Source organism: Cupriavidus sp., from assembly GCF_057315035.1.
The window spans coordinates 26,109-52,598 of record NZ_DBHKYV010000017.1 but is presented as its reverse complement, the minus strand read 5'-3'; the positions used below and the strand labels follow the sequence as shown (position 1 = coordinate 52,598).

The following is a 26,490-nucleotide window of genomic DNA, read 5'->3' as shown; positions in this document are numbered from 1 at the left end:
CCGTGAAGCGCACGAACTACAAGGATTTGGCGATAGCCTCAATCGGCTTGATGCCCGTGCCAAAGCGCGCGATGTTCTCCCGATGCTCGCGAAGGCTGGAGTATGGAACGTAGCGCATGTTGAGTTCCGCGACACGGCTGAATGCCGGCCGGCTGAGTTGCGCACGGACTTCCGCTTCTCGGTTATCTGGCGCCACGAGGAATAGATGTTTGGTGGCGGATTGACTGGTGCCCAGGGCAAGATCCAGCAGCCGCACGATGCCGGAGTAGATCGATGTCGAATGCTCGACCTCGAACGCGGCGGCCACCTCAAGGGTTGCGGGATCCAGCAAGACCGCGTCGATCAGCGGGACCGTCTCACCGCCCGAGACGAGCAGCGTCGCCGGTAAAGCGGACAAACACCCATGACTGAGCGGCTCGCCATTGTATTCGCGGCCCCGGTCGTTGGTCGCGATCCAAACCGCATAGCCGAGCGACTTCCCGAGATCTCTTAGCCAGCCTTGTACTTCGGTATGTGTGGCATCTTCAAGTTTGCCTGCCTGGATCTGCTTGGCGAGTGCAGACGCCTGTTCCCTGACCTTGGCCAGATCGTCTTCCCACGCGCTGACCTCGCCGGGCAGATCGTTGCGTGGCGGAGCGGGATACCGCCCCGTGCCGACATCAAATAGCAGGCCAGCCAGCGCACCGAGATCATTGGAAAGGACGTCACGATAGCGATGATTGAGCGTCAGGATGCCGTCGCGCATTGCGAGGTAGTGATCCCACTTGCCCAGCTTGACTGCGGCACCGGTCAGGGCGTTGTAGCCGTTCACGATCGCAGTATTGAACGGAGGAAGCAGGGTGGGGTGGATGAAATAGAGCAGGTTTGCGACTGCGGGACCGAGGCCTTTGATCCCTACGCCGCTCAGTCGTTGGATGGCGGTGAGCAACTCTGCTTCGGTATCACAACAATTGCACGTATGAAGCAACCTTGCGAAAGCCCGCTGGTTGTCGGCGTTTTCGTAGATATCGGGGATGCGAAGTTTCGGCTTCCAGAGAAACGCGTGATCGGCACCCTTGAAGATCTGCCGCTGTTCGGCAATCGAAGCGACAACGGTCTCCAGAGACGATCCGCGGTAAGCATTTCCGAATGAGCCTGCGTGAATTTCCTCGACGACGGCGCCAATCCCCCGCCGGATGGATCTGAAATTCTTGAGGCGTTCAGGCCAGAGGAACCAAGTTTGATAGGTGCCGCTTGGATCGGATTTCCAGCGTTCGATGAGAGTTCGGATGGTGTCTGTCATGGCATCATTTTTGCCGGGCAGTGTATCACCGCGGGCCCTGAAAACTGTGCGCAAAAAAAGGCGTCGATCGAATTTGACCTTCCCATGGCGGGAAGGATTATGGTGTACCGGGTAAGCGTTGTCTGGTTGTAGCTTTGCTAACTATCTGGAAGGTGACGTCATGGATTCCCACACAGTACAGGATTGCCGGTTCGAAGACCGGGCTTAACCGGAGCGCGGTTTGGTCGCTTGCGCTTGGGGCCGTAGTGATCGTCGTGCTCGCTTTCGCTGTCTCGGACTGGCAGCGGCTTGCGTCGATGTTGCCTTTTGGGCTAGTGTTGCTGTGCCCGTTGATGCATTTCCAGCACACCGGGCGTCACCGGAATGCGTCCTCGGCGAGTGGTAACGAGGCAAACGAACAGCGCGTCGGAAAACAGGAGTCGCACAATGCATGAACGTAGTCCGCTCCAGCCACACGATCACGCAGCGCACGGCGCAGCGTCGCCAGGCGATCATGACGCGCATCATGGTCATTCGCATGCCGGGCATGGCTCGCAATGCGATGGCAAGCGCGTGACATGCGCCGCTTCGTGCGGCGCTGGCCCGAGCTCGAGGACTGGTTTGCAGAGCCCTTGGCCATCCGCGTCGGCGACATACCGGCAAGAAAGCGGTACGGCTCATTGAGCTTGCGAGGGCCCCACAGATCAGCGATCGTGAAGTGCTACGTGACTACAAGTCCGTTCTGGAACCGGGTTCGATCATTGCGGGTCCTGCGGTGGCGCAGCTTCGTAGCGGCGCCTTGCCGAAGGCTTCTGTAGATTGGCTGAAGTGCAACTTCTTCAAGACCGAACTGGAACTCGGTCACTGTTTACGCCTGGCAGCCGAGGGACCGTGCGAGTGCGACATGTATCTGACTTGTGCGAAGTTCGTGACGACGCCCGCATACGTGCCACGATTGCGGGAGCGTAGGAAGGTCGAAATGGCGCTGGCAGAGGATGCGCAGGCACACGGCTGGCCTAAGGAACGGCAGCGGCATCGGTCAATTGCGGATCGCCTCACACGGCTTCTGATCGATCTGGGAGAACCTGAAGATTGATCCTCCATGTCGTTGATTCGGCGGAGCGCTCGCCGATTGATAAAGAATGCGACTTGTCCATATAAACACGAACGCCGCGATGGCCCTGGCCAAGGGCCTGAATTTCGATCTATGCCCGCGGCTTCGCAATCTGGCAGAGCGCAAGCTGTACCTGCCTGCAGAGTTCAAAGTGCCGGAAGGTATCGAGCGTGTCACCACGAAGCGATTGTCCTTGAGAGCCATACGCCTGGGTTGGGACGATTTCCTACGGGTGCTGGCATCGATCCGTATCGGCCGCATTAGCGCTGAGCTCGCCATGCAACGGTTGGGCAGCGCCGCCAGGACCAACAAGGCGCAGAAAGCTGCCGAGCATCTCGGCCGGTTGTTGCGTAGCATCTTCCTGTGCGACTACGTGACCATTGAAGACTTCCGCCGTGAAATCCATACATTGCTCAGCCGTGGGGAGTCGGTGCACCAACTGCAGCGCGCGATCCATGATGGCCGGGTACCACACGAACGCGGCCGGCGAGGCGATGAGATGAAGGCGATCTCGGGGGCGCACGCGCTTCTGACCAGCATCGTACTGGCGTGGAACACGCACCGCATGAACGATGTCGTCGAGCGACTTCGCAAGGGTGGCACGAACATCGAGGACGCTGGCTGCGCCGCATGGGGTCGGGGCATTTCGGGCACATCAACTTCCGCGGGATCCTCAGCTTCGGTGTCGATCGCTACATTGACGCGCTGCTCCAGGGCCGCGGCGCAACAATCCGACAGGCTATGGCATGACCGCAGCATCAAACGCCGCAGAGCAAACTCTGCGAGTCGCATGAGTGGGCCCGCAATGGCTGGTAACGCATCCTTAAACAGGGTGGTCCGGATCCGGGGCGCCAACCCCACGTCACGAACAACAAGAGACCTATGAGAAGAACTGGATCGACGGAGGCGAGGCCGCTGGCTCCTGCCCCCGTGTGCCAGCTTCGAAAGGGCGGCAACGGGGCCAAGCGTACCAATCTGCAAAGAAAGGATCGTGCGGCACGAAACGAAAAATCTCCAACTCATTGGAGCGGAAGGATTTTTTGAGCCTGACCGTATCAATCTGCAGCAAAAGGATGATTACCCCCACCTGGGCCCGGATGAACTCGAAATCGACCGCGGTGTCGATCTTGCGCAGCAGGTGATCGGCTGGTACCAGCGATTCCAGCGTCACCATCTCCAGCTCGTGTTTGTAAGCAGTGCGTCTTGAGCATCATGCCATTATGAACAAAGCCCACCAAAATGACGGTGGGCTTTGTCAACAAGCTGACCCAAGGCACGGTAGTGCCCTGGGTGTGGTTCTACATCGACGCTTACATGCGATACCGCACTGTAGCCATCACGCTACGCGGGGCACCGGGCATGTTCAGGTTTGGGCTCGAACCGTGCGCCGAGACGATATAGCCCTGGTTGAAGAGGTTGTACACGTTGAGCTGCGCCTCGAACGGGCCGCGACGATACCAGGCCATCATGTCGGCGGTGACGTAGCCGGGCAGCGTCACCGTGTTGGCCGGATCGGCCTGGCGCGCGCCCACGAGGTTCAGCCCACCACCCAGGCCGAAGCCATGGCCGATATCCTTGGTCAGCCACAGGTTGCCCGAATGGCGCGGGGTCAGCGTGGCTTGCTTGCCCTGCAGGTTGGCGATGGTCGACTTCGTCACCACAGCATCTAGGTAAGCATAGCCGGCCAGCACGCGCCAGCCATGGCCCAGTTCGGCCGCGCCGCTCAGTTCCAGACCGTCGGTGCGCTGTTCGCCGACCGGAATTAGCGTGGTCGGGGCAGCAGGGTTGGTCACCTTGATGTTGGTGCGCTCGATGCGGAACAGCGAAATCGTGGTGCTCGCCTTGCCGTCCAGGAAGTCATACTTCGCGCCCACTTCGGTATTGCGCGTGGTTTCCGGCGCCAGGTCGGCATTGTTCGCGGCCAGCGAGAAAGCCTCGCCGGACGGCTGGAACGAACGGCTCCACGATACGTAATACGATTGCTGCTTCGACGGCTGCCACACCAAGCCCGCGCGCGGGCTCCAGGTATTGTCGGTGCGCGACACATTGGACTGGCCCGTCAGGCGCTGGGTCGTCTCCTGTTCGAAGCGGTCGTAGCGGATGCCAACCAGCGCCTTCCATTGGTCGCTGAATTGGATCATGTCCTGGGTGTAGAGGCCCAGCGTCTTGAAGATCCCGAGGTTGCTTGCCGCCGGCGTGCCGCCCACCAGTCGCGGCAGCACGGGCAGCACCGGATTGAACAGGCCTACCGTTGCCACGTTCGCCCGCGAGAAGTTGATCACGTCCTTGTTCTGCTGGCCCACTTCCACGCCGTACAGCAGCTCATGCTTCATGCCGAAGAACTCGGCTTTCTGCGTCAGGTCCGTCTGGTTGAACCAGCCGTGTTCCTCGCGGGAGACATTGCCATGGGTCAGCGACGCGGTCAGTCTGGCTTCGTTGACCGAACCGACCAACGTGTTGTTGCGGTCGAGCGAGTAGTGGTAGTAGCGCGTGGCGTTGCGGATCGACCAGTTGTCGTTGAAGCGGTGGTTGATCGTGGCCGTGCCCGAGTACACGCGGCTCTGGCTGTAGTCCGCGTCGCGCGCGTTGGCCGCGCCATAGTACGTGGACGGATCGACGGCAACCGGACGGCCCTTGTACGCCGGAATGCCGAAGTCGGTCACGCGGCGGTCTTCGAGGTAATCGGCCTGCAGGAGCACCGTGGTCTGCGGCGCCAGGCGCAGTTCCAGCGACGGTGCCACCGCCGTGCGGTTCAGGAACTGTTGGGAGCGGTAGCTGTTGGCTTCCTCGTGGGCCCCCGTGATGCGGAACGCGGCGGCGCCATCGGCAAACACCCGGCCCACGTCGGCTTCTACCCGGCGGTCGGCCCACATGCCGTAGCTCAGTGCGAAGTCGGTGACATCGATGCCGGGCTTCTTGGTCACGCGGTTGATCAGCCCACCTGACGAGCCGCGGCCATAGAGCACGGCAGCCGGTCCCTTGATGACTTCGACGCGGTCCACGTTCGACAGGTCGCGGAAGTACAGCGCATCGTCGCGGATGCCGTCGACAAACTGGTCGGCAATCGCGGTGAAGCCGCGGATCGAAACCTGGTCACGCTGCCCGTCGCCCGTGGAGAAGCTGACGCCAGGCACATTCTTGAGCGCGTCCTGCATCGAATTGGCGTGCTGGTCGCGCATAACATCAGCGGTCACCACGTTGACGGTTTGCGGGACGTCGCGCAGCGGGGCGTCGGTCTTGGTGGCGCTAACGGTGTTTGTCGGGTTGTATCCCGCGCCAAGGTCCTTGCTGATATCGGCCTTGACGGTGACTTCAGGCAGGCTCTGGGCTTCCGCCGGGGCAGCCTGTGCGTGGGCAACGCCAATTACAAGCGTGGGAAACGCGTAAAGCACGGCGGCAATATGCGTGGGGTGAAGATATCGGCTCATTTCCATCTAGTAATACATAGTAATAATTCTAATGTGATCGATTATCATTTGCATATGTATGCATAGTCAACAAGTACCGGGTTGCCGATGAAAGCCGAGGTGTGCAACGTTGCTGTACGAGCAAGTGGCAATAACGCTGATTGTGTCGCAAGGGACACTTATAGACGGAAGAATCCGTAATGTCTTGTAATGTTTCGCCATTACAATCGATACAATTGAGGCAGGCAGTCGATGCTTGGCTACCGGGTGGTCGAGCTTGCATACCGAACCAGTGCGCCGATGAGCCGGACACTCATTGGAAATGGTAGGCAACAGGCCGATTCTGACTGCGTCCGTGGCACCCGTGCTCAGGCCCCTGATTGACGAGGGGGTCCATCGCGCCGTCTCCGAAGCGATAGATGGTTACATGCGTTGTGCGGACTATGCGATCGTCGGCGCACGCGTGCTTTCACTGCTCACAGAGGTACCGTATCTGCCTTTCGCTGGTGGGGAGGTGGTGGATTTTGGTGACTGCCTTCTGTACGCATTGTGTTTGCCTCGCGAGCGGCGCCGTAAAGCCAGGTGTCTCACTCAACTGTCCCGATTAGCATTGCTGGATCGAGGCCAGCACACCTACGCCGATGGCACCCCAGCACTGCGTTGTCAGCAACGCTCCAAAGATCGCTGCAATTCCTTGTCCACCATCGATGCACATGGTCACGAGAGCTTACTGGCCGCCCGTACGGTGCAGTTCTGCAATTGCCTTGACGACGAGGATGGCGCCTGTTGTACCCACAGGATGACCAGGCGAAATGCCGGGTGTTCCGGCATTTCATTCCGCCCGGCGTGTGTCTACGTGATTGAGGGCCTGCTCAAGGCCGACTGGAGCGTCGAGGCAGATACCGTGCATGCCGACACCTAGGGCCAGTCGGCGGCAGTGTTCGCCTTCACGTATCTGCTTGGCATCAACCTGATGCCGTGGATTCGCAACAGACAAGACCTGAAGCTGTACAAGATCGACCCGACACGAAGTACAAGCACATCGACCGGCTGTTCTCTGACACCGTGGACTGGGACCTGACTGATCACGTTCCACTGGAGGACCTGATGCAGGTCGCGCTGTCAATCCAGGCCGGCACAATTTCCTTGCCGCTCCTTCTGCGCCGGTTCAGCTCTGAAAGCCGCCGCCACGACCAACTAGATCGAGTCATAATAATAGTGCTTCGAAATACATATTTCGATGTGCCGTGGGCGTCCAGCGTACATGAAACCGTTGAGACGAGACGCCAGCTAGCGACGCCCGCGCTTCTTGCTGCGCGTGCGCGGCGAGCGGGCTGGCGCCGTCTGACCGCGCTTCATCCGTCGTGAGTGTGCCCCCACAGGCACACCGCCACGACGAGAATCAGAACCAGCACGATCTCGGCGACGAGTAACTGCCGCAGCTCAGGCGGCAAGAAACGCAAGTCAAAGTACAACTTGGTCGCTCCGTCTTCGATTCAGGGCAGGCGCCCGCCATCGATGGCGGGTGCCCACAACCTTAGGGGCGGCGCAAGTCGACAACAGTGGGCTTGCCGTCAACCTTGTCGAAGGTGGCGAGCACCGAATCCCCTTCCTTGACGTCCTTCAGCGATGCGCGATCCTTGACGGGGAACGCCATGGTCATGGCGGACATGCCGAGATTTTCGATGGGGCCGTGCTTGAGCGTGACCTTGCCCGTTTGCGCATCAATCTTCTTGATCTCCGCGGCCACCGGGCGTGGTGCGTGCTGCGAGGCAGCCGACGATTTCATCTCCATATTGCCCATGGATTTCATGTCCATGCCTTCCCTGGACGTGGCAGCGAACGCTGTTGGGGCGGCAGCGAGTGACAGGGCGAAGGTGAGGGTGAGCGTCTTGATGTGCTTCATGGTGTTTCCTCTTGAAGAGAGGTGGGGGTGGAAAGGGAAGAGGGCTTTGTCTGGCGCCTGCGGATCAGCAGGTACACTGCCGGCACGACAAAGAGGGAGAGCAATGGTGCGGTCACCATGCCGCCGACCATCGGCGCGGCAATGCGCTGCATGACCTCCGATCCGGTGCCATGCGACCACATGATGGGAATCAGGCCGGCGAGAATCACCGCAACCGTCATGGCCTTGGGACGGACACGCAGGACCGCGCCTTCCTGGATGGCGTCCAGTAGTGCAGACACGCTCGCCTCGCCCTTTACCTCGCGTCCATTCCAGGCCTGCTTTAGGTAGAGCAGCATGATGACGCCGAACTCCGCCGCAACACCGGCCAGCGCAATGAAGCCGACGACCCCGGCAACCGAGAGGTTGTAGCCCAGCAGGTAAAGCAGCCAGAATCCACCAATGAGCGCCAGCGGCAAGGTGCCCATGATGAGGAGCGCTTCGTCCAGCCGACCAAACACCAGGTAAAGCAAAACGAAGATGATCAGCAGCGTGAACGGCACCACCACTTTCAGCTTGGCGGTGGCTCGCTCCAGGTACTCGAACTGACCTGACCAACTGAGGGAGTAGCCGGCCGGCATCGGTACCGCCTTGGCCACCACGGCTTGCATGTCGTGGACGGCCGAGCGCAGATCGCGCCCGCGGATGTCCACGTAAATCCAGCCGGACAGCCGGGCGTTTTCGCTGCGCAGCATGGGCGGGCCTTGCACCACCTGGATGCGCGCTACGTCAGACAGCGTGATCTGCTGGCCGCGGTCAGTGACGATGGGCAGGCGTCGCAGCTGCTCCACGGAGTCGCGGTAGTCCCGCGGGTAGCGCACATTGATCGGGAAGCGCGCCAGCCCGTCGACCACTTCCCCGACGTTGTCGCCGCCGACTGCCGACGACACGATGCTCTGGACATCCTCGATGTTGAGCCCGTACCGTCCGGCTACCATGCGGTCGATGTCGACGTCGACGTAGCGCCCGCCGGACAGACGTTCGGCCAGGGCCGAAGTGACCCCGGGTACCGTCTTGACGGCCTCTTCAATTCGCGCGGCCAGCCGGTCGATTTCCTTCAGGTCCGTGCCGGCCACCTTGATGCCGACCGGGCTCTTGATGCCGGTGGCGAGCATGTCGATGCGGTTGCGAATCGGCGGTACCCAGATATTGGACAGTCCGGGCACCTTCACCACGCGATCCAGTTCCTCCACCAGCTTGTCTGTGGTCATGCCCGCGCGCCACTGGTCGCGCGGTTTGAACTGGATGGTGGTCTCGAACATTTCGATGGGCGCCGGGTCGGTCGCCGTGTCGGCACGGCCCGCTTTGCCAAACACGGTGGCCACCTCAGGTACTGTCTTGATCAAGCGGTCGGTCTGCTGCAAGAGCTGCGCCGCCTTGCCTGCGGAGAGCCCAGGCAAGGCTGATGGCATGTAGAGCAGATCGCCTTCATCGAGCGGCGGCATGAACTCGCCGCCAATCCGCATGATTGGCCAGGCGGTGGCAACCAGCAGGATCGCGGCAATGACCACTGTGGTCTTCGGGTAGGTCAGCACCTTGGCCAGCACTGGTTGATAGAGTCGGATCAGCCAGCGACTCAGCGGATTGGCTTGCTCCGTAGGAATCTTGCCTCGGATCATGTAGCCCATCAACACTGGCACCAACGTGATGGACAGCCCTGCGGCCGCCGCCATCGAATAGGTCTTGGTAAAGGCGAGTGGAGAAAAGAGTCGGCCTTCCTGCGCTTCGAGCGTGAATACCGGGATAAACGAGAGCGTGATGATCAGCAGCGAGAAGAAGAGCGCCGGCCCGACCTCGGCCGCGGACTCGCCGATCACAGTCCAGCGCTCATGGCCTGTCAGTTCCCGACCAGGGTTGTCCACATGCCAGTGCTCCAAATGCTTGTGCACGTTCTCGATCATGACGACCGCCGCGTCGACCATGGCGCCGATGGCAATGGCGATGCCGCCGAGCGACATGATGTTGGCATTGACGCCCTGGTACCGCATTACCAGGAAGGCGGCCAGCACGCCGAGCGGCAGCGAGATAATGGCCACCAGCGCGGAGCGCAGGTGAAACAGGAAGACCAGGCAGACCAGCGCAACGACAATGAATTCCTCAATCAGCTTGTGCGTCAGGTTTTCCACCGCTCGGTTAATCAGCGCGGAACGGTCATAGGTCGTCACGATCTCGACGCCTTCCGGCAGGCTCTTCTTTAGCACCGCCAGCTTGGCTTTCACCGCCTCGATGGTCTCCAGTGCGTTCTTGCCAGAGCGCATTACGATCACGCCGCCTGCCACCTCGCCTTGGCCATCCAACTCGGCGATGCCGCGCCGCATCTCGGGTCCGAGCTGGACCATGGCGACATCGCCCAGGCGCACCGGAATGCCAGCCTCGCTCGTCACGAGCGGGATGCGCCGGAAATCATCGAGCGTCTTCAGGTAGCCGGAGGCGCGCACCATGTACTCGGCCTCTCCCAGCTCCAGCACTGAGCCGCCGGTCTCCTGGTTCGCCCCCCTGAGGGCCGCCAGCACCTTGCCCTGCGAGAGGTTGTACGCGCGCAGACGGTCCGGCATCAGGACGACCTGGTACTGCTTGACCATCCCGCCGAGGGAGGCGACTTCGGCCACATTTGGCAGCGACTTTAGCTCAAAACGCAGGAACCAGTCTTGCAGCGCGCGCAGCTGGCTCAAGTCATGCCGGCCGGTCTTGTCGACCAGCGCGTATTCGTAGATCCAGCCGACGCCGGTGGCGTCCGGTCCCAGGGCAGGTTTGGCTGCGGCCGGCAGACGCGATTGCACCTGGTTCAGGTATTCCAGCACGCGCGAGCGCGCCCAGTACAGATCGGTGCCATCCTCGAACAGCACATAGACGAACGAGTCTCCAAAGAACGAATAGCCGCGCACGGTCTTCGCGCCAGGCACCGACAGCATGGTGGTGGTCAACGGATAGGTGACCTGGTTCTCGACAATTTGCGGCGCCTGGCCGGGGAAGGGCGTGCGGATGATGACCTGCACATCGGATAGGTCGGGTAAGGCGTCGAGCGGTGTACTGCGTACCGCCCACAGAGCCCAGGCGCTCAGCATGACGGTTGCCAGCAGGACCAGGAAGCGGTTACGGATCGACGCCAGGATGAGGCGGGCGATCATGGCTTGCCTCCCTGGACGGTGGCGGCGGGTTCGACCGAGGACAGGATGGCCATGCCGTCGCTATTGAGATGGAAGCGGAAGCGCACGCGATCACCCGGCTTGAGTCCTTTGGGCAGCCCGGCAGGTGGCGCGGCAAAGTCCATCGTCATGGCCCCCCACTTTGCCGTGGGGATCGGGCCGTGTGAGATCGTCAGGCCTTGGCCCGTTACCGTTTCGATGCGCCCGACGCCCTCGTGCTCGGGAGCCATCGCAACTGGTGCAGAAGCCGCCGGCGCAGCGCTCATGCGCTCGCTTGTACCGCGCAGGCTCGCCTCCGAATCGATCAGGAACTGGCCTGAGGAGACGACTTTCTGGCCAGCCTTGAGGCCGCCTAGGACCTCGACAATGCCGTCGGCCTCGCGACCGGTCTTGATATCGGTGGCAACAAAGCCCGCCGTGCCGGCATCGACAATAACGACGCTGCGCTGGCCGGTGCGGATGACGGACTCGACGGGAATTTGCAGCACTTCCTTTTCCGAGCCGCTGTCTAAGCGCACGGTCGCGAACATGCCTGGCAACAGGCGTCGATCCTTGTTGGGCAGGACGATGCGCACCTTGATGGTCCGCGTGGCCGGATTGACGTCTGGCAAGACGGTATCGACCTTGCCCACGATCGCATCGGACGCGCCGGTCGGTGACACCTTGACAGGCAAGCCCGGCGCGAGGGCACGGGCCTGTCCTTCGGGCACCTCGGCGATTACCCAAACCTGGCTCAGGTCGGCCAGGCGGAACAGCGTCATGCCGGGGGACACTGTCATGCCGTCGCGGACCGCGACTTCAGTCACCACGCCATCGACCGGGCTTGGGATGGCCACGCTGGGCTGCACCTTGCCGGAGCTCGATACGGCGCTCACCTGCCCAGGCGTCATGCCCGCCTGGAGCATGCGCGCTTTTGCCGCACCCGACAGGTCGGATTGCGTGCCCGCGGGCAGACGTGACACGGCAAGATATTCCTCCTGAGCGGCGACCCAGTCGGGCGAGTACAACGTCACCAGCGCCTGGCCGCGCCGCACGGGGTCGAGCGTCGCCCTGACGGCAACGTGCTGGACGAAGGCATTGGTGCGTGCCTGGATGACCTGAACGCTGCGCTCGTCGATGGCGACATTGCCGGGCGCCTCGAGCACCGGGCTCATGCGGCTCGCCTTGACCTCGGCGGTGCGAATGCCCAGGTTCTGGGCGACGCGGCTGTCTACCGTGACCCCGCTGCCGCCGCCATCCCCGTCCGCATAGACCGCGGCCAGTGGCATGTCCATAAATGGCGACTTGCCCGGCTTGTCGAAGCGCTGGCCGGGCACCATCGGATCGTGCCAATAGAGGATCTTCTTGCCGGTCTGCGGGTCGATGTCACCGGCCTTCAGTCCGGACGGCGCGCTGGCGGTCGCCGGCGCCTGCGGCGACTGCGTGCCCCGCGTGACGCCGAAGCGGTAGCCGCCATAGGCCGCTGCGCCAAGGAGGAAGAGGCATGCCGCCGTGAAAATCAGAGGTTTTTTCATTTGAGGTCCTTCGCGGCAGGTTCGGTTTGGGCTGTCGGCCGTGGGACTAGGAAGGTCAGGTCGGCCCATAGCCTCGCCGTCTTCGCTTCCAGCGTGAGCCGCTCCAGCGCGGTGTCGATGGCGCGACGGTTCGCCTCGGCCACGGCCAGCAGCGTGCCCGTATTGGCCCGATAGGCTGTCAGCGCAGCGTCTGCCTGGGCCTGCGCGAGCGGCAAGGTCGATGCGTCGTAGCGCTTGAGCCGATCGAGATTGCGCTGCAGTTCGGTCAGCTTTGCTCCCACCATAGCCGTGGTATTGCGCTTGACGATTTCGGACTTGGCGCGTGCCTCCTGGGCTTGCGCCAGCTTGGCGGCGACTTCGCGGTCCTGACGATTGGGCTGGTCCCAAGGGACGGGAAAGCTGACGTTGAGCGAGGCCATGTTGGAGTAAGCGGAACCACGCTGGCTGTACATTAGTTCCACGGTGACGTCCGGCTTCTTGGTTTCGGCCGCGGCGCGGATTTCCGTTTCCGCTAGCGCGACGTCGCACTGCGCAGCGGCCATTTCAGGCACGGCCTCGAGGTCGGTCTGAGCAAGCTGCCGGACGCTTGGGGGGTACGTCAAGACGAGGTCGGTCGGCAAGCGGGCGGCTGGCCTCCGGCCCGACCCAGCGTTCGAGGTTCACGGTGGCGGTCGCGACGGCGGCCCGATTTTCGTCCTGGCGGTCTCGCAGCCTTTGGGCTTCCAGTTCGGCCGTGAGCACATCGGCGCGGGCGCCGCGTCCACTGCGGTACGCGGCGGTGGCTGCCCGCAGCGTGAGGTCCAGCGAATGGCCATGGCGGCCGAGCACCACGCCGGCCTGCTCGGCATACCAGCGCTCAAGCCATGCGGCGACGGCACTACGCTGCACGTTGGCCAGGCCGACCGCGCGTTGCGCGTCAGCCGCGGCCGCTTCCGCCTCGAAGCGGGCCGCCCTGGCCCGACGCTTGTCCGAACGCGTAAATTCCTGCATTACGCTGATGGACCGCATGGTCATGAAGTCCCGGGTCAGCGAGAACTGGTCGGGGCCGTTGACGGGAACGTTGTTGAGCCCGAGCTTGAGCGTAGGGTCTGGCAACTGGCCGGCCGCGACCGCCATCTGGACGGCGGCCTCGACCGCCCCGCGCGAGGATTCGGCGTCGTCGGCATGCGTGGCCGCACGCGCGACGGCCTCCTCCAAAGAAAGGGTATCGGTGGATTGCGGCATCGCGGCATGCGACACCGTCATGCCGAATACGGGCGCGCAGAAGAGCGCCAGCGTCAGGCGACGTAGAAAAAGCATAAAGCCTCCAGGAACAACGATAGCCACCCCTGCTTCAGGGATGGACGAGAATCGGCGTTATTCCGGAGACTACGTGCGAAAACAGCAGTGAAGGATCGACAACTGTGGTGGCGGCGCGCGCGGCTGCGCATCGGCGCACAGTGCGGTCTGTCGTTCGGCCACCGTCGTGCGCCTCGGCGCGATCACGTTCACCAGCACCGGCAAGAATGCCGGAATCTGAGGCGAAACATGGTCGGCGCTCTTGCCGTCCGCCTGGCAGTGCCCCAGGCAGAGCGCCTTCTGGTCGCTAGCCTGATCGCTCCCGTTGTCCGCCATGTCGGGGCAGGACTCGGTCAAGGCCGCCGGTTCGTTGCCTCCGTCCATTTGGTAGCGGCTGCCTGTACAGGCGTACGCCGACGCTGCCAGTTGGACTGTCAGGAAAACAAGCAGAAGGAAACCGGCGAACCAGGGCTGCCGGCGAACCGTGTGGCGCAAAGGTGATTTCTTTGGGTTGACAGGCGCAAGCATAGCGCCTTTGACGCGGATTGCAATTGGGTGTGCAGGCTATGTTGTGCGGACGTCTACCGAAGGCAGCGGCACGGTGCACATGAAACAGCACTGCAATTTCGCTTGACCTTCCAATGAGGGTAGGGTCTATGTCGGATCCATGGGAATTTACGCGCGCTGCTACAAGCGAAGCGGACCAGTAGCATTCCGCGCAAGCCGAGGTGCAGCAACGGGTCCTGACGTCCCGTGAACGACATAGACGGATTTGATGCTGGCCACTGGGCCTGGTTGCGCTGGTGGTCTTGGTAGTGTCGTGGATCTTGTATCGCTACGCGGCACCGCAACGCTGGCAGGAATGGGGCGGTGCCGGTTTTGTGAACGCCTTATCGCGCTATATGCAGCAATGACGGGTTCCCCCTCATGATCTACCTGGCCGACCGAACAGGGCTTTGGCACCGAGCTTTGGACGCTAAAGCGCGTGGGGACGCTCATCAAGCGAATGTGCGGTGTCGAGTTCGGAAAAATGCAGGTTTGGCGCATTTGCGTGCTCTGGGTTTCCGCGTGCGAAAGCCTGAGCGCCGCGCGATCGAGCGCGACGAAGAGGCGGTACAGTGGAAGCAGCACACTTGGGCGGCGTTTAAATGTATGCCCAGCGGGAAGGCCGATTGATTGTCTTCATCGACGAATCCGGAACCAGCGAGCGCCCAACGCGCGTGCGGACCTAGCCGCTGAAGGAACAAACGCCGGTCATTCAGTTTCGTTTCAACTGGAACCATTGTCGGTGATCGCCGGCCTGAGTCGCACGAACTACCTGTTTCAGTTGTACGAGGGCAGCGTCAAGAAGGAGCAGGTGGTCGAGTTTCTCAATGTACTGTGGGCAGCCATGGCCATTTCTGCGATTGCTCTGGCCAGTCTGCGTTGGGGCCAGGTTGCGGATGGCAAGCGTTGCTGCGTTCGGGAACAGCAGTTGAGGATGGGAACGGATCGAGGTGGCCCGAGCTTCGGCTTTCTCCGCACATCGCCGACGTGTCAGGTTGCCGCAGAGCAAACACAGGTCCTCGGGCACAGCGTCCCAGCGAGCTAGCCAGTTCCTACTCGCTGGGGCACCATCCGGTTACTTGGGTTGACTCATCATTTCGCGGCACGCCTTCATCATGGCCGCATGGTCGCGCTCCATCGCAGCTTGCGCCTTAGCTTGCTTGGCTTCAGTTTGCTTAGCGGCGCGCGCCTTTTCGATCACATACCAGTCGGGGCCGGCGACGGCCGATAGCGAGGTGCCAAGGGCCAGGGCTGCGCCTACGGCGAGAAGGATGGTTTTCATGATGTTCCTCATTGGCTGCCTGCAGCGGGACGCCTCCATGCTGTATGCATCCAGGCGGCAACACGCTACAGATGGGTGTCAGGGCAGGTCGCAACCGGCGCATGGCGCTCGCACACTCCCGTGCGCGGCCACTGTCTGCTGGTGCGAGAGTTCCTAGAACGAAGCACCTTTGGGTGGGCGCTCGAGAGGGGCGGTGATGACGGAGACGTAGGTAGTCTCAGGATGAGATACCAGCACGCTGGCCCAGGCGCCCACGCCAGACATCGCTCTCAACGACGTTCCGGCGAACACGGCACAAGCTGAGGAACTGCAGGGAAGGCGAAACGGGCCACTAGAATGCCGATTCCCGGGACAACCGGTTTGGCCATTGCAGTCGTGGGCGTTGCTGCTGTCGACGCCGCCTTGCGCAGCCTGCGCTGACAATTCGGCTATGCCAGCCGCACAGCAAGTGTCCCACGGTCCGGCCTGGACCCGCAGGGGCAAGGCCAGCGCGAAAGCTAACAACAAGATGACTCGCCAGAACTGCTTCATACGCTTACGTATTGGGCGCAACGAGCGATGCGAAGCGGGTCGCCCGCCACGCGTCTACTTCGAGTATAGGTTCTCATCCTTCTTGGGGCGCGCCGGCGCTGCCGGCAGAACCCCGCCGGCACCACCGGGACAAGCGAATGAAAGATAGACCTCGTCAAGCGACAGATCGTCCTTGTCGGCCATTAGTTCCAGCGTCGCCAGAAGCTGATCGGCTACATGGAACTGCTGCTCTTTGCATGCCCGCCGAAATACGGCGAATACGTCATCAAATAGAGTTCGGGCCGAGGTAGTCATCGCATCCGCTCCCTTGCTTGCATCCTTGTGTGGCACAGCGGCATGTTCTGGCAGAAATCAGCCACCGTCGTTATCACCATGCACCTTCCCATGGGGGGAAGGTCAAGCCGTGATCTCGCACGCGAGCAATTCCTGCCATGTTACCTTTCGCGCGAATTTTAGCTGCTGCCACCGCACGTCAGGCGCACAACGACATGGCTTCGTCAAGAAATTGGGCTCGTCAGCACATTCAGAGCCGACGGTGCATACTGGGGCCGCGCTTGGCGCCCAGACGCAATACGCAGTCGCGCCGGAGATCCGAATCTTTTTGATAATGTCTTTCGCAAGCGGGACCGTATATTCGAGGCGAAGCGTCCATGTCGCGCTCGGCTTGAACCGTACGCTGGGATACCGTCGCGCATCCTGCCAGCATAACGGTGATCAGCAAAAATACACGCATTTGAGCCACTCCGAGACTTGACGCGACGACATGAACGAAAACGAGGCAGTCGTTGCGGTACCACCAAGTGGTTCTTGCAATAACTCATTTGCGATAACGACGAACCGCGCTCGGTTACGCAATCATTACGCCTGGGTAATGTCATTCTGCTTGACCAAGCGCGGCCGATAGCCTGCGTTACAAGCTCTCACATTTGTATTCACTCGCCAACACCGAACTGTGCGCGGCACCCTTATGCTGGCTTCACCAACAAGCAAGGAGTCAATAGTGAAAAAAATTTCAGTTCTGGTCGGCGGCGTCCTTTTTATCGCGTTCAGCTACGCCGGTGCACAGCCGCATGCCTATGTCCAAGATGACCATGGTCGCAGGGAGTACGTTCCGGCGAGACCTATGCATGCTGAGGTGTACGCGGTCCCCGCGGTTGCCATCGCACCCGGCGCACACCAGTCCTATGGACACGATGCCATCGTGCGCGAGCCCCATCAGACCTTTCCCAATGGACTGGCGCATGGACAAGAGCATGAGAGCCGTCGCCCTGAGGCATACCCTCGCCGCCCTCGTGGTCATTGACGATCGTGGTTGGTCTTTCGCGTCGTGTGGTCGCGGTCGGCCGGGAAGCCCGGGCGATTGTGTCCCTGCAGTCCTCTGGCGAAGTGGGGCGTCAACACCCGCGCGCGGCGCGATGAAAAGAGTCATAGTGTGAGATTTCGTTGGCAGCCCCACGTCCTTGGCCCAGTTGCTATGCCGCTCTCATTTCCCTGTCAGGCCCATCCCTAAACTTGGCCATAGATTGATGCTTGATGCCGCTGGTTGAACAGGCTGTTGCGCCATCTATCGCTTTGGCTGGTTATTTTCGCGCTGCCCACGCAGAACGTGGGCGCGGCGGCATGGCTTTCCTGCGCGGAACGGGAAGGGGTAGTGGTGGGTGTCTACGCCACCGATGAGCTTCGGGCCGACGGTCTTGACACGTCCTACGATTCAATGCTGCAGCGCTGTCTGGCCGGGAAAGTAAGTGGCAAGCATCGCAGTTGCCAGAGTTGTTCCTCCTGCTTGGGCGCTTTGTCGCTTGCGGTGTTCGCTTTCGTCTCGGGCGCGATGCGCAGCTCCAGCGACGGCGCGATCCCCGAGCGGTCAAGAAATTGCTGCGAGCGGCAGTTGTTGGCCTTCTGCACCGCGCCGGTGATGCGGAACGCGGCGGCGCCGTCGGCGAACACGCGACCGACCTCGGCCTCGGCGGTGACCACGTTGAAGGTTTGCGGGATATCGCGCAGTGGCGCGTCGGTCTTGGTCGCGCTGACCACGTTGGGCGGGTTGTAGCCCTCGCCAAGCTCACGGCTGACGTCGGCCTCGACGGTGACCTCCGGCAACTGCGTTTGAGGCCTCTGGCACAGACTTGTGCAAGCATCGGTTGAAAAACGAAGCTTCCCGCTACCCCTAAGATGAATTGGCAATCTGCAGCCGCGTTTATGGGTTCGGTGACCGGTAGCCCATGCCCAAAGGACGCTCAAGTGCCTTGCCGGGTCAGAGCCTGGATGTCAGGGAAAACCTCAGTGCGCCACCGGAATCCGCAGAAGAGATCGTAGTGACCGCACTGGCGCGCTGTCACGTGCCGTTTGTCGCGAGCGGGGATGCCTCGGCACAGATCATGCGCAGCCTGGGTCTGGCCACGGCCGGAAATGACGTCCAGTTCGCCCTCGATCGTCAGTAGTGCGGTGGTGCGGATATCCTGCGGTCGTACGCTCTGGCCCTGTATTCGCCAGTCGCCGCGCGCCAGACGAAACTCGTGGAATACGATCTGGACGGTGTCCAGATAGAACTCGGCCGCCATGTCGAGCACGGCGAGGTACGCATCGCAAATGCGCCGGTGCGTCTCGGCTTGCTCGACCTCGCCCCGCATGAGGTCCAAATAATAGTCCCGGTGAAGCTCAATCAGGCGGCACGGCTGCATCCCGCACATGCCGGCGAGTTGCAGAAAGCTCGGGTACACCTTGCGGCCAGCCCCGGGGTAGGGGCGGGGTACCGTCTGGATCAGGTTCCGTTGAAACCACGCAAGAGGTTGGTGCGCGACCAGCCGGTCGATTGCCGAAGGGTTGCGGTGGGCATCGATCGGGCCGCCCACAAGGATCAGACTTGTTGGGGTCGGCTCGCCCGCACTCGCCAGTAACGAAATCGCCGCTAGGGCCGGCACGGTTGCCTGGCAAATGGCCAGGACGTGCAGCGACTCCGCCCCAATCCAGCGGATAAAGGCTTGCAGTTGGGCCACATAGTCATCTAGGTGGAACGGCCCCTCCGCTACCGGAACGCCGCGTGCATTTTGCCAGTCCGTTACATACACGACATGATCGGGCAGCAATGCCTGCACGACGTCACGAAGCATGACTGCGTGATGCCCCGCCAGTGGCGCACAGACCAGTACCGCTGGTGTCGGCTGCGCGGCGTTGTCGGGCGCGACTGTATCGGGTGCGAAGCGCAGCAAGCGGCAAAACGGCTTTTCCAACACGACCTGTTCAACCACGGGAATGACATGGCTGTCGTGCTGGACGGCGGTGATACCAAACGTGGGCTTCTCCCAAGTTGTACCGAGCCGGTACAGCATTTCATAGCCAGCGGCAAAGCACGAAGCGCCTGGGACCTGGTTCAGGGAGCTGTCAGGATCCACCAACGCCTTTGCCGCATTCGCTGCCCACGCGGTGAACGGCGCAAGGAATGCGCGCTGGTACTCGAAAAGCTGATACAGCATGCGGCCTCCAGGAGGAATGCCAGACGTGAATGCCAACATCAGGCCTTCTTGCTCCCGACGACGGGCATGCTGCCGACGTTCAATTGCCGCCCCATTGGGCCAGGGCAAAGGGATCACCGATGGTGGAGCGTCCGGGTTGACCAGATTTTCACTATAGGTCGGCCAAGTATCGCTGCAACGCGAAAACTTGTCGGACTTGGGGCAAGCTGCCAGAAGCCTCGCGTGCTTGCGGAAATCTTCGCCCATGCGGACATCCGCCCGTTCTTCGAACTGCTCGGCTCCGAGGGATGTGCCTGGCTGCGCGCAGCAGTGATGGACATGAGTACTGCCTATGACCTCGAGGTGCGCATTCACTGGCCGCAAGCGGAGGTGGTCTACGACCTGCTCCAGGTTGTAGCCAAGTAAGGGCGAGAGGACAGACCGTGGTGGCTCGCCATCTTCCTCGCTGCCCTGTAGCGGTGGTGACGCCTGCCTCGCGCGAGCGCCCGCGGACCACCCATAGCATTCGCCTGCTCGACGGCTCGACAATAACCCGGCGTAGCGATGTCTCTCCTGGATGGCAAACTCCTCCATGGCGATGGATTGTGACGCCTCTCAGGTTCACCGGTCCCGGTTCCTGCTCCAGATGGCGCTGGTCAATCCGCTTGACCGCGGTCCGGGACAGCCGGTAAAAATCTGCCAACATGGCGCAGCAACAACACCTTGAAAAGCTGAACCAAGCTGCCGGACAGTTTCCCTGTCACCCGCGCATAGGGTGCCAGCCAGTCCAGGCGTTCCAGAGGTTTGTGACTTCTCAATCAGACAGGGGATGTCCCCAACCTGTTCGCTGGCCCACTGTGTAAGTCGAAATGTATGGCGCAGACGTACGAGTGCGCTTTCGCACCGCCTGAGGATCGGCTAATGGTTCGCGGGATTGGGTTTAGTGCATCGATGCACAAAGCATCTCCCAGGCAGCGCGAAGAGAGAACGTTTGCAGTGCCAGGGATGACATGCGAGGCGCGTCGCAGCAGCAGGGCGTCTGCTACGGAATTCATGCTCGAGGCGATTGAGAGCAAGTAACGGGGGCGCTGAGCGGAAGCCAGTGTTGAAGGAAGTGAATGCGCAACATCACAAGCATCCCAAATGGCGGGCGGCCAGTCTTGCCCTTCGGGTAGTGAGGCTCAATCAGCTCCGTCCAGGGAACCACTCGATCCATTTCGTCCAAGAACTCGCGCTTGCGAGTGCGTTTGGTCGACAGGTTCAGTCCAAGGGTGGCCTGTTTCATCTTGTTCGCACTTTGCAGTGGGTCCTCGCATTAACGTCCGAGGACCTCAAAACTTGGACTTATGCAGACCTTCCTTAATCAACTGCTTGCCGAGAAAGTTAATTTGCCTCTCCGGGTCCTTTTGAAAAGGTTTCTAAGAAAAAAGCTTGCCTCTGTCGAAGGCAAGCTACAAGCTCTTCGTCCTCGGTACAGGCGAAGGAGCAGTACCGGAAGTCAGTCAACCTGGCCGGATGACTGGCTCCCCCACACTTGTGCAAGTGTCAAGCTGGCATGAGGCGTCAACCTGTCAGAGCGCGCGACCACCGTCGGTGAATATGTCTCGCGCTCCAATGCGTGCGCCGTCCGTGAAGACATCACGCTTTTCGATGCGCGCGCCTCCTGCGTACACGTCTGTGGCGGAAGCACCGGCGCGTGCGCCGTCCGTGAAGGGGTCGCGTGGGCGATGGACCTGGCCCTCGGCGGGAGCGGCCACGGCAGTGCCTGCGAGGATCGAGAGTGCGGCGGTAAGAATGGCAGTGTGGATCTTCTTCATGGAAATTCTCCGGAGTCATGTTGGCGAGTCTGTCTCGCTCACCGTGTGCACAGTCTATCGATCCGACACGATCAGTCGAATGACCCGAATATTACGATCCCGTCATCTGGGGGAAATCCGTCCACAGCAGGCGAATTCCCTACGGCGCTAGGATGTCGAAATCATTGCAAACTGGTCATGTGAAAGGTCGACAAATCGATCGCTGATCCTCGCAATGACGCGGGGTGGGGTAGGCTAGTCTGCGCTCTTCCGAATGCGCTGGAGACGCGAGATGGAAACCGCATTTATCCAGAATGCTGCGCGTAGCGCGGAAAACGTTCATGAACTGGCGCTTAGGCTGCGCACGCGCCGGCTGGAGTTGCTCGCAGCCAATATCGCCAACGCGGATACCCCGAACTACAAGGCGCGGGACATCGACTTCGGCGCCGAATTGGAACGGGCGATGGCAAGCGGCAACGCGTTCGCGGGCATGACCACAACTTCGCCGCGGCATCTGGAGGCCCGTCCGTCGGCGCCAGAGGAGGCATTGCTCTACCGGGTCCCGATGCAGTCCAGCATCGACGGCAATACCGTCGAGATGGACGTCGAGCGGGTGGCATTTGCGGAGAATGCGGTGCGCATGCAATTTTCCATTCAGAAGACGGCGGGTGAATACAAGGACATGCTCAAGCTCTACCAGGATATGCGTCCCTAGTCGGTATCCACGGATTCTCACTAGTAGGAGTGGAAACCCATAGCATGGCAACTCTTGCGGGCCCACGTTTGATGGGTAGTCGGTGGCGGGAATGTCTGGTACAAACGGCTCGCGAAGGATGTCGTGCTGCGCCGGATTTGCGTGCGGTGCTTCCTTGGCGCGTTCGATCTTGGGTCGGAAAGGTTAGTGTCGGAATGGAGAAACGTCGTCAGAAGCGATTGCGCGCCCACATCAAGGAGTTTGTCCTTCCGCCAATCACCGATGGGCTCGTGCTGGGGCGCGCCTCGCCCATTGGACACGTTGCGGTCGGGCGGGCACTCAGTTTGCTGTCAACCACGGTCTTCGAGCATATTGAAATCGACGACGACGTGATATCGGACATCCTCATTCGAAAGGCGATTCTCAGAAAGATTCCCGCCGCAGAGCTCAAGACGTTCATCCTGGATGAGATCAAACCGGCCATGGGCGCCGAGGAAATCCTTCACCTGGCGCTGGAAGTCGAGCTGTTCGTGGATCAAAAGCTGGGATAAGGCTTGTAGATGGACACATTGCTTGTTTCGGAGTGCCTCGACCTGACGGCACGCCGCGTGGCGCTTGACCAGCGTTATCGGGATCTGGTCGGGGTCAATCAGACCTCGACGAACGTCTTCTCGGTCTTCGATGACAGCGGCACGTTTCTCGGTGTCGTGACGGACCGGCAAGCGACGCTTTTCCCGGGACGTATTTTCGCGGATCTGATCGTACGTCGGCCACCCGAGCCCGTGCGGGAGAATGCCAGCGCGATCCAGTTGCTCAAGCGCATGCGTAAGGACGCTTGCGAGCACCTGCCCGTCTTCGATGCGCAAGGGCGGTACATCGGCATCGTCTCCATGGCGTCCTTGCTGGCCGAGTTCGTTCGTCGCAGTGATATCAATCGTCGTGAACGCGAGGCGCTGGTTAGCCAATTGCGTGCAGAACTGGAGAACCGCAAGATATCGGCCAATGTGCTCGAGTCAACCAGTGACGCGGTGCTGGTAATGGACGCTCGCTTGCGCATCCAGTACGTCAATCGTGCCTTCACGGCCGCGATGGGCTATCCCGGCACGGACATTGTTGGGCGGCCGGCCGGATTCTTGCGGTCGGGCCGGCATGGACGGGACTTCTACGCCGAGATATTCGCAACCCTGCGCGACGGCGGGCGCTGGGAAGGGGAGGTCTGGCTATTGCGGGCGGACGGCTCGATCGCGCCGGACTGGGTGACGATCAAGACGGTTCACGACGAGCATGGCGACGTGTTCAGTTTCGTGGCGATGTTCGCGGACATCATGCAGCGCGAAAGCCTGCGCGCCCAGTACATGCACCTTGCCTACTATGACAGCCTGACCGGTCTGCCAAATCGACGTCTGTTCCAGGACCGGCTTGGCCATGCGATCGAACGGTCGGCGAGCAAAGGCACGGAATTTTCGCTGCTTTTCCTTGACCTCAACCGGTTCAAGGATGTCAACGATACACTGGGCCACTCGTTTGGCGATCGGCTGCTCGAGGTGGTCGGGGAGCGCTTCAAGCGACTGGTGAAAGAAGCGGATTTTGTCGGCCGTATCGGGGGCGATGAATTCACATTCATTCTGCACGACACCGCGGATCCCGAGCAGGTCGAGTCGATCGCGCGGCGGATCTTCGATGAACTGGCCAAGCCGATTGTTCTGAACGGTACGCAAAGCTACGTTTCCGCGAGCATTGGGGTCAGCCGATTTCCCGCCGATGGCACGACCGCAGAGGCGCTGATCATGAATGCCGATGCGGCGATGTACCGCGCCAAGGAGGATGGCATCGGTGCTTGCCATTTCTTCTCTCGCGGCCTGCACACGAAGGTGCTCAAGCGCCTGGACATCTCCAACGCGCTGCACCGCGCGCTCGAAGCCAACGAATTTTCGCTGGCTTGGCAACCCCAGGTGTCGTTGACCACGGGCAAGGTCATCGGTGCGGAAGTCTTGCTGCGCTGGATGCGAGATGGCAGCGTTCCCGTCTCGCCGGCCGAGTTCATTCCGGTAGCCGAGGAGACCGGGGTGATCGGCGCGATCGGGGATTGGGTATTGCGCGAGACCTGTCGATATGTCGCGAAGCTCGAGGCACTAGCGATCGATCCGGACTTCCGGGTGGCGGTGAATTTCTCGCCCCTGCAACTGAGTTGGCACAGGCAGGAGCCCGTGCTGCAGACTATCGCGCAGTTTGGTGTCGATTGTCGGCGCTTCAAGATTGAGCTGACGGAGAACGCGTTGTTCGTGCACGAGGAAGGGCTGCTCGAATTTGTGCGGGAGCTGGGCGCCGCGGGCGTCGGTATTGCCATCGACGACTTCGGGACCGGATACAGCAATCTGTCCAGTCTGAAGCACTTGCCGGTCACGGAGCTCAAGATTGATCGCGCCTTTGTCCATGACATGCAAGCCTCGCACAGCGACAGGCAAATCGTGCAGGCCATGATTGGCATGGCGCATATGCTTGGGCTGCGCGTCGTGGCCGAAGGGGTCGAGTACGCTTGGCAAGTGTCGGTGTTGCGGGAGTTTGGCTGCGAGGTGGGGCAAGGCTACCTGTTCAGCCGGCCGGTCGACTTTGACGCGCTGGTCGAGCTACTCGATGCGCCCGCCGTCGACGTACAGGCGATGCTTGCCGACGGCTAGGTGATCTTTGGCGTCTGGACGGTCGGCATGACCGCGCGGATCGCTCGTGGCGGGAGCTCCCGCATCGCGCTCGATCTCCGGGCGATATGGCAAGATTCAGATGCGTCGTAGTCTCGCCAGCATGACTGTGCCGGCCGCCATGGTGATGGTGGCTAATGCGAAGCCGAGGAGGTGATAGCGCCGACCAGATGAGACCGACGCCGGCGCTCGAGATGAACTTCGCCGTGCCGTTCGTGGTGCCTAACGCGCCGATGCTCATGGCCAAGGTGTCAGCCGACACCGTCTCGGCGGTCACCGTCGGCTCCAGGGCTTCCTGGACGGCCGTGCACAGGCCCGCAAGCAGGAAGACGGCCGCGAGCAGTGCGAGGGTGTTGACGTGGAGCCAGAACGTGATGGCCATGAGCAGGCCGGTCATCGCGCCTAGCGCATAGCCAAGCACGAGAATGCGCAGCGCACCGACGCGATCCGCCAGCATGCCGACCGGAAATGACGCCGCCGATTGCACAACGTTTCGCCAGACGTAGAGGCCCCCGGCGACTTGTGCGGCCTGCACGATGCCGAGTTTTGGGGTCAGCAATTGCGTGGCGCCGAGGATCAAGAGGCTGTGCGAGAAATCACCCATACCAAACAACCCGACGGCGCCGAGATAGCGCTTGAATCTTGGCGGAAGGCCGCGCAAGGCCCGGAATAATCGCAGCCCAGGATTTGGGGAAAATGCCGGGTCCTTGACGAAGCCGAGGAAAGCCAGGACGGCCAGAACCCCCGGGATGACACTTAGCCATAGGACCAGACGGAACGGGCCGGTGGGGTCGTTCCACCCATGATGGCTTTGGGCCCAGCCAAGCAATGCGACACCAAGCAGCGGTCCGACTACTGCGCCAATCGTATCCATGGCCCGACGAAACCCGAAAGCGCGGCCTCGCGCGCGCGGCGGGATTGCCTGGATGACAATCGCGTCGCGAAGCGGGCCGCATAGCCCTTTTCCGAACCAGGAAGTGATTCGCCCCACAAGTAGCAGTGGCCACGCCGTGGCCAAGGCGATTGCGACCTGGCCTGCAGGCGTCAGGGCGTAGCCGACCAGCACCAGAAGTTTTCGATGTCCGAGCTTGTCGGCGACGTAGCCCGAAATCATATTGGTAAAGCTCGCCACCGCATCGGCCAGGCCTTCGATCAGTCCCAGAACCGCCGCCGGAATCCCGAGTATCGCCAGGAAGCCGGGCAGGATGACGGTGGTGGTCTCGTAGCAGAAATCGCCTAGCGCACTCGTGAGCCCAGCACCGACAACGGTGCGATTCAGCCATTCTCGCTGCAGCGGCACGAGGGCTGCCGGGGGCTTGTCATTCGACAGCGGTGCGGTGTCCTTTGAATCCGTCATGCAATGTCTCGCGATCGGGCGCATTGTCCACGACGATTGAAACCAAAGTTGGCGAAAGCCCGGGCTGACGAAAACGCGGGGCCACTGGTCTGGCGCGGCGCGGTCCAGACGCTTGCCATCCCGATGCTGTCCAGGAAAGCCCTAAAGCCTGCTATCAAAATTCGCCACAGGCGCGGCGTGGATTGTCGGCGTCGGAGCCACGACATCGTTCGCATCGGTTGGGAAATGGTCGGCCCGCCGTGCATGGTGTCCGATGTTGCCAAAGATAGCAACGGGGGTGGCGCTTGGTAATTTCCCCGTCATGTTTGCGACAGGTCATCTCCATAGAATCGAATGTCAGCCTTCTGACCACGCGCCTGGATGTGTGAGTCGGTTGCGCGTCCAGACGACTTTGCCAGCACGCCGCCGTATTGCGTGTGGGCTCAACGCCAGCCTGGGTGAGATACGAGGATTCTGCAAAGTGATGGAGGT

Annotated in this window: 19 protein-coding genes and 7 pseudogenes; 11 read left to right on the top strand and 15 right to left on the bottom strand. The window is 61.4% G+C overall.

All coding sequences use genetic code 11. The features are described 5' to 3' along the window. Window positions 1-16: 16 nt before the first annotated feature. The gene (locus ACO550_RS20395) at window positions 17-1,282 is read right to left on the bottom strand and encodes a type II restriction endonuclease (protein ID WP_485994945.1); all 1,266 of its coding nucleotides are present in this window, start codon (window positions 1,280-1,282) and stop codon (window positions 17-19) included. Between the two features lie 296 nt (window positions 1,283-1,578). Between ACO550_RS20395 and ACO550_RS20390 the strand changes: the two genes are divergently transcribed. The 4 genes and pseudogenes from ACO550_RS20390 to ACO550_RS20375 all read left to right on the top strand — a co-directional run. Beyond that, window positions 1,579-1,716, top strand: a complete 138-nt coding sequence (locus ACO550_RS20390) for a DUF2933 domain-containing protein (RefSeq protein WP_315593844.1) — start codon at window positions 1,579-1,581, stop codon at window positions 1,714-1,716. Next, on the top strand, window positions 1,713-1,838 hold the full coding sequence (locus ACO550_RS20385; protein ID WP_315593766.1) for a hypothetical protein: 126 nt from the start codon (window positions 1,713-1,715) through the stop codon (window positions 1,836-1,838). The genes ACO550_RS20390 and ACO550_RS20385 overlap by 4 nt, the downstream gene beginning before the upstream one ends. Before the next feature lie 141 nt (window positions 1,839-1,979). Further along, a complete protein-coding gene (locus ACO550_RS20380) occupies window positions 1,980-2,357 on the top strand; it encodes a hypothetical protein (protein ID WP_315593765.1) in 378 nt (125 codons plus the stop codon). A gap of 58 nt (window positions 2,358-2,415) precedes the next feature. Continuing rightward, window positions 2,416-3,125: pseudogene (locus ACO550_RS20375) on the top strand (Tn3 family transposase); the annotation flags it as partial. A 130-nt stretch (window positions 3,126-3,255) separates the two neighbouring features. Here ACO550_RS20375 and ACO550_RS20370 read toward each other — a convergent pair. Next, a complete protein-coding gene (locus ACO550_RS20370; RefSeq protein WP_315593849.1) occupies window positions 3,256-3,549 on the bottom strand; it encodes a hypothetical protein in 294 nt (97 codons plus the stop codon). Between the two features lie 136 nt (window positions 3,550-3,685). After that, window positions 3,686-5,803: a TonB-dependent siderophore receptor gene (locus ACO550_RS20365; RefSeq protein ID WP_315593764.1), complete on the bottom strand. Its 2,118-nt coding sequence runs from the start codon at window positions 5,801-5,803 to the stop codon at window positions 3,686-3,688. 301 nt (window positions 5,804-6,104) lie between these two features. Here ACO550_RS20365 and ACO550_RS20360 point away from each other — a divergent pair. Then, window positions 6,105-6,428 (top strand): annotated as a pseudogene (locus ACO550_RS20360) (hypothetical protein); the annotation flags it as partial. A gap of 173 nt (window positions 6,429-6,601) precedes the next feature. Then, window positions 6,602-6,973, top strand: a pseudogene (locus ACO550_RS20355) (Tn3 family transposase); the annotation flags it as partial. 346 nt (window positions 6,974-7,319) lie between these two features. Here ACO550_RS20355 and ACO550_RS20350 read toward each other — a convergent pair. The 5 genes and pseudogenes from ACO550_RS20350 to ACO550_RS20330 form a co-directional block, all read right to left on the bottom strand. Beyond that, window positions 7,320-7,688 (bottom strand): copper-binding protein, encoded by a 369-nt coding sequence (locus ACO550_RS20350; protein WP_315593763.1) that lies wholly within the window; start codon window positions 7,686-7,688, stop codon window positions 7,320-7,322. Beyond that, window positions 7,685-10,855, bottom strand: a complete 3,171-nt coding sequence (locus ACO550_RS20345) for a CusA/CzcA family heavy metal efflux RND transporter (protein ID WP_315593762.1) — start codon at window positions 10,853-10,855, stop codon at window positions 7,685-7,687. The genes ACO550_RS20350 and ACO550_RS20345 overlap by 4 nt, the downstream gene beginning before the upstream one ends. Next, complete coding sequence (locus tag ACO550_RS20340; protein WP_315593761.1) at window positions 10,852-12,387, bottom strand: efflux RND transporter periplasmic adaptor subunit; 1,536 nt, start codon at window positions 12,385-12,387, stop codon at window positions 10,852-10,854. Before ACO550_RS20340 ends, ACO550_RS20345 begins: the two co-directional genes overlap by 4 nt. Next, window positions 12,384-13,686, bottom strand: a pseudogene (locus ACO550_RS20335) (TolC family protein). Before ACO550_RS20335 ends, ACO550_RS20340 begins: the two are co-directional and overlap by 4 nt. Window positions 13,687-13,755: 69 nt before the next feature. Then, window positions 13,756-14,160 carry a hypothetical protein gene (locus ACO550_RS20330; RefSeq protein ID WP_315593760.1) on the bottom strand — a complete coding sequence of 135 codons (405 nt, stop codon included), beginning with the start codon at window positions 14,158-14,160 and terminating at the stop codon, window positions 13,756-13,758. 445 nt (window positions 14,161-14,605) lie between these two features. On the opposite strand from ACO550_RS20330, the pseudogene ACO550_RS20325 reads away from it, so the two are divergent. After that, window positions 14,606-15,052: pseudogene (locus tag ACO550_RS20325) on the top strand (winged helix-turn-helix domain-containing protein); the annotation flags it as partial. Window positions 15,053-15,286: 234 nt separating this feature from the next. Here the strand turns inward: ACO550_RS20325 and ACO550_RS20320 are convergent. From ACO550_RS20320 to phaZ, 4 genes are all read right to left on the bottom strand, one after another. After that, window positions 15,287-15,493, bottom strand: a complete 207-nt coding sequence (locus tag ACO550_RS20320) for a hypothetical protein (protein WP_227874113.1) — start codon at window positions 15,491-15,493, stop codon at window positions 15,287-15,289. 585 nt (window positions 15,494-16,078) lie between these two features. Next, complete coding sequence (locus ACO550_RS20315; protein WP_315593759.1) at window positions 16,079-16,318, bottom strand: hypothetical protein; 240 nt, start codon at window positions 16,316-16,318, stop codon at window positions 16,079-16,081. 1,410 nt (window positions 16,319-17,728) lie between these two features. Beyond that, window positions 17,729-18,124, bottom strand: a complete 396-nt coding sequence (locus ACO550_RS20310) for a hypothetical protein (protein ID WP_315593758.1) — start codon at window positions 18,122-18,124, stop codon at window positions 17,729-17,731. 137 nt (window positions 18,125-18,261) lie between these two features. Next, the gene (phaZ, locus tag ACO550_RS20305) at window positions 18,262-19,743 is read right to left on the bottom strand and encodes a polyhydroxyalkanoate depolymerase (protein WP_315593757.1); all 1,482 of its coding nucleotides are present in this window, start codon (window positions 19,741-19,743) and stop codon (window positions 18,262-18,264) included. On the opposite strand from phaZ, the pseudogene ACO550_RS20300 reads away from it, so the two are divergent. Then, window positions 19,738-19,899: pseudogene (locus tag ACO550_RS20300) on the top strand (transposase); the annotation flags it as partial. The gene phaZ and the pseudogene ACO550_RS20300 sit on opposite strands and share 6 nt — an antisense overlap. A 658-nt stretch (window positions 19,900-20,557) precedes the next feature. Here ACO550_RS20300 and ACO550_RS20295 read toward each other — a convergent pair. Beyond that, window positions 20,558-20,761 (bottom strand): annotated as a pseudogene (locus tag ACO550_RS20295) (transposase); the annotation flags it as partial. Window positions 20,762-21,047: 286 nt separating this feature from the next. Continuing rightward, the gene (locus ACO550_RS20290) at window positions 21,048-21,293 is read right to left on the bottom strand and encodes a hypothetical protein (protein ID WP_315593756.1); all 246 of its coding nucleotides are present in this window, start codon (window positions 21,291-21,293) and stop codon (window positions 21,048-21,050) included. Window positions 21,294-21,564: 271 nt separating this feature from the next. On the opposite strand from ACO550_RS20290, the gene flgB reads away from it, so the two are divergent. The 3 genes from flgB (at window position 21,565) to ACO550_RS20275 (ending at window position 24,644) form a co-directional block, all read left to right on the top strand. After that, window positions 21,565-21,987 (top strand): flagellar basal body rod protein FlgB, encoded by a 423-nt coding sequence (gene flgB / locus ACO550_RS20285; RefSeq protein ID WP_253932003.1) that lies wholly within the window; start codon window positions 21,565-21,567, stop codon window positions 21,985-21,987. Between the two features lie 194 nt (window positions 21,988-22,181). Further along, complete coding sequence (locus tag ACO550_RS20280) at window positions 22,182-22,517, top strand: hypothetical protein (protein ID WP_315593755.1); 336 nt, start codon at window positions 22,182-22,184, stop codon at window positions 22,515-22,517. Window positions 22,518-22,526: 9 nt separating this feature from the next. After that, window positions 22,527-24,644, top strand: coding sequence for a putative bifunctional diguanylate cyclase/phosphodiesterase (locus ACO550_RS20275; RefSeq protein ID WP_315593754.1), 2,118 nt, complete (start codon window positions 22,527-22,529; stop codon window positions 24,642-24,644). Here ACO550_RS20275 and ACO550_RS20270 read toward each other — a convergent pair. Then, complete coding sequence (locus ACO550_RS20270; protein ID WP_315593753.1) at window positions 24,559-26,019, bottom strand: MFS transporter; 1,461 nt, start codon at window positions 26,017-26,019, stop codon at window positions 24,559-24,561. The two genes, ACO550_RS20275 and ACO550_RS20270, sit on opposite strands and share 86 nt — an antisense overlap. Window positions 26,020-26,490 lie beyond the last annotated feature (471 nt).